Source organism: Patulibacter brassicae, assembly GCF_033949425.1.
In the GTDB taxonomy this organism is placed as follows: Bacteria; Actinomycetota; Thermoleophilia; order Solirubrobacterales; family Solirubrobacteraceae; genus Patulibacter; species Patulibacter brassicae.
In genome coordinates this window covers 96,537-109,096 of the sequence record NZ_JAXAVX010000007.1, presented here as the reverse complement: position 1 = coordinate 109,096, position 12,560 = coordinate 96,537, and the positions used below count along the sequence as shown (strand labels likewise).

Sequence of the window (12,560 nt, the reverse complement as noted above, 5' to 3'; positions counted from 1 at the left end):
TCAGGCCCGGCCGCGGGCGCGCCGGACGGCGTCGACGAGGTCCGACGGCCGCTCGACGACGAGGTCCGGGCCGGCCTCGCGGCACTCGTCGGGGTGGAAGCCCCAGGCGACGCCGACGGTGACCGCGCCGGCCGCGCGCGCGGCGAGGACGTCGTTCGGGCCGTCGCCGACGTAGAAGCAGCTCGCGGGCTCGAGGCCCAGCTCGTCGATCGCGCGCGTCACGGGCTCCGGGTCGGGCTTCGCGGCCGTCACGTCGTCGCCGGTGATCGTCACGGCGAAGAGGTCGCGGACGCCGGCGCGCTGCGCGTCGGACTCGAAGCGCGAGCGCGCCTTCGACGTCGCGACCCCGACCTGGACGCCGAGCGCGACGATCTCGCGCAGCGCGTCGGCGATCCCGTCGAAGGGGCTGGCGGACGCCTGGTTGCGCGCGTAGGCCTCGCCGAAGCGGACGCCGACCTGCGCGGCGCGCTCCTCGTCGCCGCGGGCGACGATGAGGAACGACTCCTTCGCCCGCAGCTGGATGAGCTGCTCGAGCTCGCCGTGCTCGGTCGGGTAGGGCTCGCCGTAGATCTCCGTGCTCGCCTCGCGGTAGCTGCGGAGGATCGTCTCCTTCGTGTCCATCAGGGTCCCGTCCCAGTCGAACAGGACGGCGTCGACGGTCGTGGTGCTCGTGGGCACGTGGCCTCCTCGTGGGGTCGTCGCGGTGCCCGCCGTCGGTCGCGCCGACCGGACCGGGCACGGGCGAGTGTCCGGCGCGGCGCCCCCGCCGCGGCCCGGATCCGGCGGCGCGGTTGGAGGCCGCTCCAAGCGCCTCGCGGGCGCGCGGGAGGCGTGCCGCGGGCCCGCGCCTAGCGTGGGCGCATGACCGCCGCCGCGCCGCACGACGACCACGCCGATCCCGCCCCGGCCCGCGGCGGCGCCGGCCGCGGGCCGCTCGCCGGCGTGCGCGTGATCGAGCTCGCCGGGCTCGGACCCGGGCCGTTCTGCTGCATGCTGCTCGCCGACATGGGGGCCGAGGTCCTGCGGGTCGAGCGCACCGCGCAGGTCGGCGGCGGGCAGGCGATCGACCGGCTGCTGAACCGCGGTCGCCGGGCGGTCGCCGTCGACCTGAAGCACCCCGAGGGCGTCGGCCTCGTCCTCGACCTCGCCGCGGGTGCCGACGTCCTCGTGGAGGGCTACCGGCCCGGGGTCGCCGAGCGCCTCGGCGTCGGTCCCGACGACGTCCTGGCCCGCAACCCGCGCCTCGTCTACGGCCGGATGACCGGCTGGGGGCAGGAGGGCCCGTACGCCACGGCGCCGGGGCACGACATCGACTACATCGCCCTCTCGGGCGCCCTGCACGCGATCGGGCCGGCGAGCCGGCCGGTCCCGCCGCTGAACCTCGTCGGCGACTTCGGCGGCGGCGGGGCGCTGCTCGCGCTCGGCATCGTCAGCGCCCTGCTCGAGGCGACCCGCTCCGGCGAGGGCCAGGTGATCGACGCCGCGATGGTCGACGGCGCCGCGCAGCTGGCCACGGCGATCATCGGGATGCGCCAGGAGGGCGCGTGGGCCGACGAGCGCGAGGCGAACCTCCTCGACGGCGCGGCGCCGTTCTACGGCACGTACGAGACGCGCGATGGGCGCTGGGTCGCCGTCGGCGCGGTCGAGCCGCAGTTCTACGCGGCGCTCCTGGAGGGCCTCGGGATCGACGACGAGGCGATCGAGCAGCAGAACGACGAGGCCCGCTGGCCGGCGGTGCGCGAGCGGTTCGCCGCCGCGTTCCGCACCCGCACCCGGGAGGAGTGGTGCGCGGCGCTCGAGCCGCTCGGCGCGTGCTTCGCCCCGGTCCTGTCGCTCGACGAGGCCCCGGGCCACGTGCACGCCCGGGCCCGGGACGCGTGGGTCCCGTTCGACCGCGGCCCGGTCCCGGCGCCCGCGCCGCGCTTCAGCCGCACGCCGAGCCGGATCGGCGCGCCCGCCGTCGACCCCGGCGTGGACAGCCGCGACGCGCTGGCGGCCTGGGGCGTCGCCGAGGACCGCGTCGCCGCGCTCGTCGCCTCCGGCGCCGTCGGCGTCGACGAGTGACGCCGGGGCCGGGGCCCGCCGCGCCTCGCGGCGAGCCGTCGACCGCGGCGGCCGCGACGAGGCCCCGGAGGCCGAGCGCGCCAGGGCACGGCGCGGGCCGAACTGGAGCCGCGCACAGGGGTCGCCGGCACCGGTCCAGCGCGGCGCGGGTCCCGGCGGCGAGGGTGCACCCATGACGCTCTCGCGCAACCTCATGGGGGTCCTCGAACGGCAGCGGGCGACCCGGCGCTTCGACGACGTCGCGGTCGAGCACGGCGGCGAGACGCGGACGTTCGCGCAGCTCGACGAGCACGCCCGGCGGCTGGCCGAGGGGCTGGCGCGCCAGGGCGTGCGGCCCGGCGACCGCGTCGCGGTGCTCCTGCCCAACCGCCACGAGTGGCCCGAGCTGCTCTTCGGCCTCGCGGCGCTCGGCGCGGTCTGCGTGCCGATCAACGTCCTGCTGCGCGCGGCCGAGGTCGACCACGTCATGAGCGACTCGGGCGCCCGCGTGCTCGTCGCCGACGGGCGGTCCTCGGGCCTCGTCGCCGACCTCGCCGAGCAGCCCGAGCTCGTCGTGCGCGTCGACGGGCTCGAGGTCCCGGAGGGCGTGCGCTCCGTGGCCTACGCCGATCTGCTCGCCGACGCGACCTCCGGCACGCCGGCGGTCGTGGACCTGCACGACCTCGCGTGCCTCTATTACTCCTCCGGCACCACCGGCAAGCCGAAGGCCGCCGCGCACACCCACGACGGGATCCTCTGGAACTCGTTCGGGCAGATCCCGGACTTCCGCCTCCAGCGCGACGACGTCTACCTCTGCGTGCCGTCGCTGTCGTGGGCGGCCGGCTTCCACGACGTGACGCTCGCGCTCTGGTGGCTCGGCGGGCGCAACGTCCTGGCGCCGACCGGCGGCACCGGACCGGAGGAGATCGTCGAGCTCGTCGAGCGCCACGGCGTCTCGCACACGCTGCTCGTCCCGACGCTCCTGCGGCAGTTCGCCGCGCGGCCGGACCTGCTCGCGCGCCTGCGCGACTCGTCGCTGCGGTGGGTCATCTCCGGCACCGAGCCGGTGCCCGTCCCGCTGATCGAGACGATGGCCGACGCCCTGCCGGACGTCGCGGTGCTGCAGGGCTACGGCCTCTCGGAGTTCCCGACGGCCGCGACCGTCCTGCAGCCCGAGGAGGCCGTCACGCACTTCGGCTCCGCCGGCCGGCCGATGTCCTACGTCGACCTCGCCCTGCGCGACGCCGAGGGCCGGATCGTCCGCGAGGGCGAGGGCGAGATCCTCCTGCGCTCGCCCGCGACGATGGTCGGTTACCACGAGCGTCCGGAGCAGACCGCCGAGGCGTTCCGCGACGGCTGGCTGAACACCGGCGACCTCGGGCGCGTCGACGCCGAGGGCCACCTGACGATCACCGGCCGGACGAAGGACATGATCATCTCGGGCGGGCTGAACGTCTACCCGAAGGAGATCGAGGAGGTCCTCTACCGCCAGCCGGGCGTCGAGGAGGCGACGGTCGTCGGGCTGCCGGACGAGCGCTGGGGCGAGATCCCGGTCGCCGTCGTCGTGCCGTCGGCCGAGGGGGTCGACGTCGAGGGGGTGCTCGCCGCGTGCCGCACCGGGCTGGCGTCCTACAAGGCGCCGCGCCGGGTGCTCGTGCGGGACGAGCCGCTGCCGCGCACCGCGACGGGCAAGGTCGTCAAGCGCGACGTGCAGCCGTGGGCGGCCGAGGCGATCGCGGGCGCGGAGGCGTGAGCGAGCCGCTGCGCAGCGAGGTCCGCGGCCACGTCCTGCTGCTGACGCTCGACCGGCCCGCGGTCCGCAACGCGATCGACCCGGCGCTGGCCGGGGCGCTCGCGCGGGCCGCCGACCGGCTGGACGACGACCCGGGGCTGCGCGTCGCGGTCCTCGCCGGCGACGCCCGCGCGTTCTGCGCGGGCACCGACCTGCGGGCCGCCGCGCGCGGCGAGCGGGTGTCCGTCGACGGCCGCGGCCACTACGGGATCCTCGGCCGGCCGCCGGGCGTGCCGCTGATCGCCGCCGTCGAGGGCTTCGCGCTCGGGGGCGGGCTCGAGCTGACGCTCGGCTGCGACCTCGTCGTCGCCGGCGAGGGGGCGACCTTCGGCCTGCCGGAGGTCCGCCGCGGCCTGCTGCCCGACGCCGGCGCGCTCTTCCGCCTGCCGCGCAGGATCGGCCGCGGCCGCGCGCTGCGCCTCGGCCTGACCGGTCGCCCGATCGATGCGGCGACGGCTGCGGAGTGGGGGCTCGTCGACGAGCTCGTGCCCGCGGGCGAGGCGGTGGACCGGGCGCTCGCGCTGGCCGAGGAGATCGCCGCGAACGCGCCGCTGGCGGTCGCCCAGACCCTCGCGGGCCTGCGCCGCGGCGGCGCGCTCGACGACGCCGCGGGCTGGGCGATGACCGCCGAGCTGCGCGCGCCGATCCTCGCCTCGGAGGACCTGCGCGAGGGCATCGCGGCGTTCACGGAGAAGCGCGAGCCGCGCTGGACCGGCCGCTGACCGGGGCGGCCATCGGCCGGCCGGCCGCCCCTCGCCGCCCGTCCCGCGCCGGTCCTCGGCGGGGTCAGGCGGCCGCTGCGCCGAGCGGCACGCCGAACGCTTCCTCGAGCGTCGCGACCGTCTCGCGGCTGTCGACGTGGTGGACCGGCAGGATCCCGAGCCGCTCCGCCGCACGGCAGTTCGCGGCCAGGTCGTCGACGAACACGGCGTCCTGCGGCGCCGCGTCGACGAGCGCCAGCGCGTGCTCGTAGATCCGGCGGGACGGCTTGCGGACGCCGAGCTCGTCGGAGAGGACGACGGCGTCGAAGAGCGCGTCGGTGTCCAGCCCGACGTAGGGCACCGGGCCCATGGCGTTGGAGACGAGCACCGTCCGCACGCCCGCGGCGCGCAGCGCCAGCACCGCGGCGAGCACCTCCTCGTCGGGGCGCAGCGCGGCGGTGAGACCGGCGATGAGGCCCTCGGCCGGCACCGCGGGTCCGAGCAGCGGCGCGAGGTCGCGCTCGAACGCCTCGGTCGTGCGCGCGCCCGTCTCGACCTCGACGAGCAGCCGCGCGGCCGCCGGGTCCTCGCCGGTCAGCAGGTCGACGAACCGCGTCGGCGGCAGCCCATGGCCCTCGCAGAACGCGCCGAACGCGTCGAAGACGCTCGTCGTCAGGACGCCGCCGAAGTCGATGAGGAGCACGTCGCGGGCCATCGGCCTCTCCGTGGGTCGGGGATGGGCAGGCGGGACCGCGGTCGCGGCGCGCCTCTCGGACCGGAGCCTCGCAACGGCCGACGCCGCTCCGGCGGCGGGCGCGGAGGGGCGGTGGAGGAACCTCCAAGGCCCGGTCCGCGCACGCGCCCCGGTCGCCCGGTCCTCCGCGAGACTCGGCCCACGAGCATGAGCCCTGCGTCGAGCACCGAGCACCCCGTCGTCCCCGCGTCGCTGGCCGAGTGGCTGAGCGACGCCCTGGGCGACCCCGGACCGTTCGGCCTGGAGCGCCTCAGCGGCGGCAACTCGAACGAGACGCTGCTGCTGACGAGCGACCGCGGCCGCTGGATCATGCGCCGCCCGCCCCAGGCCGCGATCGCCCCCTCGGCGCACAACATGGAGCGCGAGCACCGGATGCTCGTCGCGCTCGCCGGGACCGGCGTGCCGGCACCGGCGCCTGCCGCCGTCTGCGGCGACCACGACGTCCCCGGCGCGCCGTTCCTCGTCATGGAGGCCGTCGACGGTCACTCGCTGACCACCGAGCTGCCGCCGGGCTACGCGCCCGACGCGGCGACGGCCACCCGGATCGGCGAGGCGACGATCGACGCGCTCGCGGACCTGCACTCCGTCGACTGGCGGGCCCGGGGACTGGAGGGCTTCGGCCGGCCCGACGGCTTCCTCGACCGCCAGGTGCCCCGCTGGTCGAAGCAGCTCGAGCGCTACCGCCACCGGGAGCTGCCGCACTTCGACGAGCTCGCCGCGTGGCTGGCCGAGCACCTGCCGCCCGCCGGCGCACCGGGGATCCTCCACGGCGACTTCCACCTCGACAACGTCCTCCTGACGCCCGCGCCGGAGATCCGCGCCGCGGCGATCATCGACTGGGAGATGGCGACGATCGGGGACCCGCTGCTGGACCTCGGGCTCTTCCTCGCGTTCTGGGGCCCGGACCGCCCGGAGCGCCCGGCGCTCGCGAAGGTCCAGGCGATCACCCGCGTCGCGGGCGTGCCCTCCCGCCGGGCGCTCGCGGAGCGCTACGCCGTCCGCAGCGGGCGCTCGATCGAGCACCTCGACTGGTACCTCGCGTTCGGCTTCTGGAAGCTCGCGGCCATCATCGAGGGCGCCTACGCCCAGTACGTCGACGGGCGGCTCAGCTCGCCCTACGCCGCCGGCCTCGAGCACGACGTGCCCGCGCTGCTGCGCGAGGCCGCCGCCTTCGCCCGGATCGCCTGATCGGCGCCGGGCCCCCGTCCAACGACCGAACGGAGCAGCGACGATGACCCACGACCTCGAGGGCAAGGTCGCCCTCGTCACCGGCGGCAGCCGCGGCCTGGGCCGCGAGACCGTCCTGGCCTTCGCGCGCGCGGGCGCCGACGTCGTCATCGCCAGTCGCGACGGCGACAGCTGCGCCGCGCTCGCCGAGGTCGTGCGCGAGGAGACCGGTCGCCGGGCGCTGCCCGTCGCCACCCACGTCGGTCGCTGGGCGGACCTCGACGCGCTCGTCGACGCCGCCTACGGGGAGCTCGGGCGGGTCGACGTGCTCGTCAACAACGCCGGCATGTCGCCGCTCTACGACGACGTCGCCGACGTCTCCGAGGCGCTCTGGCACAAGGTCATCGACGTGAACCTCACCGGTCCGTTCCGCCTGACGGCGGCGATCGGCCGGCGGATGGCCGACGGCGACGGGGGCTCGATCATCAACGTCTCGAGCGTCGCGTCGGTCCGGCCGACCTCCGACGTCATCCCGTACGCGGCGGCGAAGGCCGGCCTCAACGCGCTGACCGAGGGGTTCTCGCGCGCGTTCGGGCCGTCGGTGCGGGTGAACGCGATCCTCGCCGGGACGTTCCTCACCGACATCTCGACCCACTGGGACATGGACGCCTTCGAGCAGGACGCGAAGGCGTTCGCGCTGCAGCGCGGCGCGCAGCCGGAGGAGATCGTCGGGACGATGCTCTACCTCGCCACGGACGCGTCGAGCTACACGACCGGCGCGCTGCTGCGCGTCGACGGCGGGCACACCCACCCGCCGCGCTGAGCGAAGGGCCGGGCCCCGCCCCGCTTCTCGTCTCGGCCGCGGGCCCAGCGTTCGGGAAGCCCCGGCGCAGGGCACCCGGGAGGGGCCGGGTCCCGCCCTGCTTCCCGTCCCGGCCTACTCGTCGTCGCCGTCGGCCGCCCCGGCCGCGGCGACCTCCTGCGGCACGGTCCACGAGAGGCGGCCCTGCAGGCGCAGGATGAGCAGCGCGAGCTGGACGCTGAACTGGTCGTCGGAGCCGCTGCCGACCGCGAGGTCGGTCAGGTCCTCCACCCGGGCGAGCCGGTAGCGGATCGTGTTCTCGTGCACGCCCATCGCGCGCGCCGAGCGCCGCACGCTGCGGTCGTGGTGGAAGAACACCTGCAGCGTGTCGAGCAGGTCCGCCGCCGAGCGGTCCTCGAGCAGCCGGCCGAGCGTGTCGTCGACGAACTGCGCGGCCTCGGCGGCGTTCGAGGTCGAGAGGAAGAGCCGCCCCGCGCCGAGCTCGGTCGCCGTCAGCACGCTGAGGCTCGCCTCCGTCGCGAAGGTCTCCAGGCACTGCACGACCTGCGTGGCCTGCTCGAACCCGCGGACGTAGTCGCCGGGCCGCCGGCAGACGACCGAGACGCCGGCGATGAGGCCGCCGGACGGGTCGAGCCGCCGCAGCGCCGCGGCGACGCGGTGCTTGATCCGCTCGAGGCCCATCGGGCCCTCCTGGCCGGCGGGCACCGGCAGGATCACGGCGACGCCCTCGGTCACGCCGGTGGCCAGCGGGCCCTCGTCGAGCCCGTCGTCGGCGATCGCCTCGGCGAGCGTCCGCGCGTCGGGCAGCTCGGCGGCCGACCCGCGCGACGTCGTCACGAGGCAGAGCACGTGCGGCCCGTCGATCCGCATGCCGACGTGCTCGGCGCGGCGCTCGATCGCGGCCGTGTCGCGGTTGCCGCGGATGAGCTCCGCCGCGAGCGCCCCGCGGACGTTCCACTCGGCGGCGACGGCGCGCCGCTCGGCGCTCATCTCCCAGGCGATGATCGTCGCGCCGCGGCGGGCGACGATCATGTCGTGGCTCGTCAGGCGGGCGCCGTGCTCGAGCAGCACGAGGTAGCCCCAGTGGCCCTCGGCGGTCGCGACCGGCGCGACGAGGTAGCGGTGCTGGACGTCGGCGTAGGGCATCGGCCCGACGACGGCCGGCTGGTTGTCGGAGAGCCCGTCGAGCGCCGCCTGCACCTCGGGGTGGCTGCGCACGTCCGGGTGCAGCAGCCGCGGGCGCGGCGCGTCGGCGGCGCCCTCGGGCCGGGCGACGGCGAGCAGCCGGAACTGCGCGTCGTGGATCGCGCACGGCTTGCCGGTGAGCTGCGTGAGCTCCGCGGCGATCTCCCGCATGTTGCGGCCCTCGAGCACGAGCGCCGTGAGCCGGTCGTCGACGACGGACGCGCGGCGCATGACCGCGTTCTGCTTCGCGACGGTCGCGAGCCGGTCGCGCAGGTCGGTCGTCAGCCGGGCCTGCTGGATGGCGATCGCCGCGAGGTCCGCGAACGCCGAGGCGATCGCGGCGTCGCTCTCGCTGTAGCGCCGCGGGCGGTCGTGGTCGTCGAGGTAGACGATCCCGATGACCTCGCCCTGCAGGACCATCGGCACGCCGAGCATCGAGCGGACCTCCCAGGTCCGCATCGTCGAGCGGATCGGGCGCGGGTCGTTGCGCGGGTCGGTGAGGACGACCGGCGCCTTCGTCTCGACGATCTCGCGCGTGAACGCGTCGCCGGGGCCGCCGCTCGTCAGGCGCTTGACGCCCTCGTCGATGTCGTGGCGCCAGTGGCCGACCTGGCCGCGGTACAGGCGGCTGCGCTCCTCGCGCAGGTAGAGGCTGCAGCGCTGGACCCCGATGAGCCGGCAGATCCGCTCGGCGATGAGGTGCAGGAGCTCGTCGCGGTCGCTGATGTCGCTCAGCGCGGTCGTGACGTCGCTGAAGGCCGCGATGACCTCGGCGTAGGTGGCGCGGGGCATCGCTGCCTCGGCGTCCGCGGCGGCGTCGTTGGTGGCGAATCGCACGGCAGCTCCCGCGTCGACGGTACCAGCAGGGGATCGGCTCACGGTCGGGCTCCGGGGGTGGGTCAGACGTTCGTCGAGAAGCGCGCCGGCCGCCGCTCCAGGAAGGCCGCGAGCGCCTCGCGCTGCTCGGCGGTGCCGGTGGTCAGCACCTGGGTCCGGTTCTCGAGCTCGATCGCGGCGCGCAGCGACGGGGCGTCGACGTTCACGCCGAGCACCTGCTTCGTCATCCGCACGCCGAACGGCGCGTTGGCGGCGATGAGCCCGGCGGTCTCCAGGGCCGAGTCCAGGAGCTCCTCGGCGGGCACGACGCGGTTGACGAGCCCGATCCGCTCCGCTTCGTCGGCGGGCACGAGGCGGCCGGTCAGCAGCATCTCCGAGGCGTGGCCGTAGCCGACGATCCGCGGCAGGAGGTGCGAGGTCCCCATGTCGCAGCCCGACAGCCCGATCCGCACGAACGCGGCGCCGAAGCGGGCCGTCGGCGCCGCGATCCGGACGTCGCAGGCGAGGCTCAGCGCCAGCCCGCCACCGGCCGCCGGGCCGTTGACCGCCGCGATCAGCGGCAGCGTGAGCTCCCGCATCTCGACGATCGTGCTCGCGAACAGCTCCTGGTTGTCGAGGACCTTCTCGCGGTGCGGCGCGAAGGTCTCGTCCTGCTGCAGGTCCAGGCCGGCGCAGAAGCCCCGGCCGGCGCCGGTGAGGATCGCCGCGCGGACGCTCCGGTCCTCGGCGAGCGTCGCCAGCTCGTCGCGCAGCAGGCGCAGCGTGTCCCACTCGAGCGCGTTGAGGCGCTCGGGCCGGTTGAGGGTGATGAGGACCACGCCCTCGGCGGGCCGGGTGAGCAGCAGGTCGGGCACGTCCGCACGCTCGCAGGAGGCTCGGGGCACGCGCGAGAGGGGCCGGCGCGGCCTTCGTAGAACTCGACAAACGACGGCCCGAACGCCCGCCGACCGTTGTCGCGTCGTACGACAAGCTGCGCATCGCCGCCTCGCCGGACCTCGGCCGGCAGCCCCGATCACCATGTGCCCGACTCCCTCGCGACCTCACCGCTCCCGCCGCTCGTCGGCCGTCGACCGAGGGGCAAGCCGGTGACCGCCCCGGACGCCGTGGTCGACGTCGTCCGGCGCCGCGCCGACGTCGCCGGTCCGGTCGAGCCGGTGCTCGTCCTCGACGAGCTGGAGCGGGTGCTGGACGCCCACGGGCTGGGTCACGGCCCCGTCGACGCCGCGCCGATCGGCGACGGCCACTCGAACTTCACGTTCCTCATCCGCCGCGGCAACGACGCCTGGGTCCTGCGTCGCCCACCCCGCGGCCCGCTGCCGCCGTCCGCGCACGACGTCCTGCGCGAGCACCGCGTCCTGGCCGCCGCCGGCGGCACGGCGGTGCGCGTGCCCCGCGTCGTGCTCGCCCACGAGGATCCGGCGGCGATCGGCGCGCCGTTCTACCTCATGGAGCACGTGCCGGGCCGCGTGCTCTCCGACGAGCTGCCGGAGGACCTCGGGGCTCCGGAGGACCGTCGCCGGATCGGCGAGGAGCTCGTCGACGCGCTCGTCGAGATCCACGAGCTGGACTGGCGCGCCGCCGGCCTGGAGCGGTTCGGCCGCGCCGACGGCTACCTCGAGCGGCAGGTGAAGCGCTTCCGCGGGCTGTGGGAGCACAACGCCACCCGCGACCTGCCCGACGTCGCGACGGTCGCGGCACGGCTGGAGGCCGCGATGCCGACCTCGCCCGCCGCGACCCTCGTGCACGGCGACTTCCGGCTGGGCAACGTCATGTTCGCGCCCGGCGTCCCGCCGCGGCTCGTGGCGGTCCTGGACTGGGAGATGGCGACGATCGGCGACCCGCTCGCCGACCTCGGCTGGCTCGTGGCCAACTGGGCGATCCCGGGCGACGCCGACGGCGTGCTGCTGCAGCTCAACGCCGCCTCCGCGGCCCCGGGGTTCAGCACGCGCGAGGAGCTCGCCGCCCGCTATGCGGCGCGCTCGGGCCGCTCGACCGATCGCGTCCAGTGGTACGTCGCCTTCGCGCTGTGGAAGAGCGCGATCTTCATGGAGGGCTCGTACCGTCGCTGGATCGAGGGCCGCGCGTCGGATCCGTTCTTCGCGGCGCTCGAGGAGGGCGTGCCCGAGCTCCTGCGGGGCGCGCTCTCGGCCCTGGACGTCGACCGGGCATGAGGTCCCGGCGGCCGGCGTTGGCCCGTTCGCCGCTCCGCCGGCCGGGACACCGCGAGCGAGCGTGGCTCCGGCCGGGAGCGGGACGGGCCTGACGTCGACGCCGTCGCCGCGCGGCCTCAGCGATGCACGGAGGACCACCATGGAGTTCCGAGAGATCGACCTCGACGTCGCGGACGGGATCGCGACGATCACGCTCGACCGTCCCGACAAGCTCAACGCGTTCACGCACCGGATGGGCGCCGAGCTGCTGGCGGCGCTGGACCGGACCGACGCCGACGACGCGGTCCGCGCCGTGATCGTCACCGGGCGCGGGCGCGCGTTCTGCGCCGGCGCCGACCTCTCCGGCGGCGGCGCGATCCTCCACCGCGACGAGGACGCGTTCCGCGAGCACGGCGACCTCGACCTCGGGGGAACGCTCGCGCGGCGCCTGCTCGAGAGCGCGAAGCCGGTGATCGCCGCGATCAACGGCCCGGCGGTCGGCGTCGGCGTCTCCAGCACGCTGCCGATGGACGTGCGCCTGGCGTCCCACGACGCGCGCTTCGGCTTCGTCTTCACCCGTCGCGGCGTCGTGCCGGAGGCGGCCTCGTCCTGGTTCCTGCCACGGATCGTCGGGATCTCGCGGGCGGTCGAGTGGGTGCTGTCCGGTCGGGTCTTCGAGGCCGAGGAGGCACTGGAGTCCGGCCTCGTGCGGAGCCTCCACGCCCCGGACGAGCTGCTCCCTGCCGCCCGGGCGCTCGCGCACGAGATGACCGACCACAGCGCGCCGGTCGCCAACGCGATCGCGCGTCGGATGCTCTGGACGATGCTCGACGGCTCGCCGGCCGACGCCCACCGCCTCGACTCGCTGGGCCTGTTCCACCTCGGCCGCACGCCCGATGCCGCGGAGGGCGTCGCGTCGTTCGTGGAGCGTCGCCCGCCGCGGTTCCCGATGACCGTCTCCGGCGACCTGCCGGCCTACGTCCACGAGTGGCGCGCGGCGACCGACCAGCGCGCCCCCGAGGGCGCGACCTACGTCGTCGAGGCCCCGGCGGACGACCCGCGGTAGCCGCCCCGTCGGACGGGGCTGGGGCACGGAGCCGTCCGCCGC

Annotated in this window: 11 protein-coding genes; 7 read left to right on the top strand and 4 right to left on the bottom strand. The window is 76.0% G+C overall.

Annotation, left to right across the window (positions count from 1 at the left end; genetic code table 11):
* On the bottom strand, positions 1 to 678 hold the full coding sequence (locus tag SK069_RS13845; RefSeq protein ID WP_319954838.1) for an HAD family hydrolase: 678 nt from the start codon (positions 676 to 678) through the stop codon (positions 1 to 3).
* Between the two features lie 183 nt (positions 679 to 861).
* On the opposite strand from SK069_RS13845, the gene SK069_RS13840 reads away from it, so the two are divergent.
* The 3 genes from SK069_RS13840 to SK069_RS13830 all read left to right on the top strand — a co-directional run bounded on the left by SK069_RS13840 (position 862) and on the right by SK069_RS13830 (position 4,557).
* The gene (locus SK069_RS13840; protein WP_319954837.1) at positions 862 to 2,064 is read left to right on the top strand and encodes a CaiB/BaiF CoA transferase family protein; all 1,203 of its coding nucleotides are present in this window, start codon (positions 862 to 864) and stop codon (positions 2,062 to 2,064) included.
* A gap of 172 nt (positions 2,065 to 2,236) precedes the next feature.
* Positions 2,237 to 3,796: a class I adenylate-forming enzyme family protein gene (locus tag SK069_RS13835; protein ID WP_319954836.1), complete on the top strand. Its 1,560-nt coding sequence runs from the start codon at positions 2,237 to 2,239 to the stop codon at positions 3,794 to 3,796.
* Entirely contained in the window at positions 3,793 to 4,557 is a 765-nt protein-coding gene (locus SK069_RS13830; protein ID WP_319954835.1) for a crotonase/enoyl-CoA hydratase family protein, read from the top strand. Before SK069_RS13835 ends, SK069_RS13830 begins: the two co-directional genes overlap by 4 nt.
* A 64-nt stretch (positions 4,558 to 4,621) precedes the next feature.
* On the opposite strand, the gene SK069_RS13825 is transcribed toward SK069_RS13830, so the two are convergent.
* Positions 4,622 to 5,251: an HAD-IA family hydrolase gene (locus tag SK069_RS13825; protein WP_319954834.1), complete on the bottom strand. Its 630-nt coding sequence runs from the start codon at positions 5,249 to 5,251 to the stop codon at positions 4,622 to 4,624.
* A 186-nt stretch (positions 5,252 to 5,437) separates the two neighbouring features.
* Between SK069_RS13825 and SK069_RS13820 the strand changes: the two genes are divergently transcribed.
* Both SK069_RS13820 and SK069_RS13815 read left to right on the top strand, forming a co-directional pair.
* The gene (locus SK069_RS13820) at positions 5,438 to 6,478 is read left to right on the top strand and encodes a phosphotransferase family protein (RefSeq protein ID WP_319954833.1); all 1,041 of its coding nucleotides are present in this window, start codon (positions 5,438 to 5,440) and stop codon (positions 6,476 to 6,478) included.
* A gap of 43 nt (positions 6,479 to 6,521) precedes the next feature.
* Positions 6,522 to 7,280: an SDR family NAD(P)-dependent oxidoreductase gene (locus tag SK069_RS13815; RefSeq protein ID WP_319954832.1), complete on the top strand. Its 759-nt coding sequence runs from the start codon at positions 6,522 to 6,524 to the stop codon at positions 7,278 to 7,280.
* A 114-nt stretch (positions 7,281 to 7,394) separates the two neighbouring features.
* Here SK069_RS13815 and SK069_RS13810 read toward each other — a convergent pair whose 3' ends face one another.
* Together SK069_RS13810 and SK069_RS13805 are read right to left on the bottom strand one after the other, a co-directional pair.
* The gene (locus SK069_RS13810) at positions 7,395 to 9,257 is read right to left on the bottom strand and encodes a helix-turn-helix domain-containing protein (protein ID WP_319954831.1); all 1,863 of its coding nucleotides are present in this window, start codon (positions 9,255 to 9,257) and stop codon (positions 7,395 to 7,397) included.
* Positions 9,258 to 9,364: 107 nt separating this feature from the next.
* The gene (locus SK069_RS13805; RefSeq protein WP_319954830.1) at positions 9,365 to 10,156 is read right to left on the bottom strand and encodes an enoyl-CoA hydratase/isomerase family protein; all 792 of its coding nucleotides are present in this window, start codon (positions 10,154 to 10,156) and stop codon (positions 9,365 to 9,367) included.
* Between the two features lie 231 nt (positions 10,157 to 10,387).
* Between SK069_RS13805 and SK069_RS13800 the strand changes: the two genes are divergently transcribed.
* A complete protein-coding gene (locus tag SK069_RS13800) occupies positions 10,388 to 11,473 on the top strand; it encodes a phosphotransferase family protein (RefSeq protein WP_319954829.1) in 1,086 nt (361 codons plus the stop codon).
* Positions 11,474 to 11,612: 139 nt separating this feature from the next.
* Positions 11,613 to 12,518 (top strand): enoyl-CoA hydratase-related protein, encoded by a 906-nt coding sequence (locus tag SK069_RS13795; RefSeq protein ID WP_319954828.1) that lies wholly within the window; start codon positions 11,613 to 11,615, stop codon positions 12,516 to 12,518.
* The last annotated feature ends 42 nt before the right edge of the window (positions 12,519 to 12,560 follow it).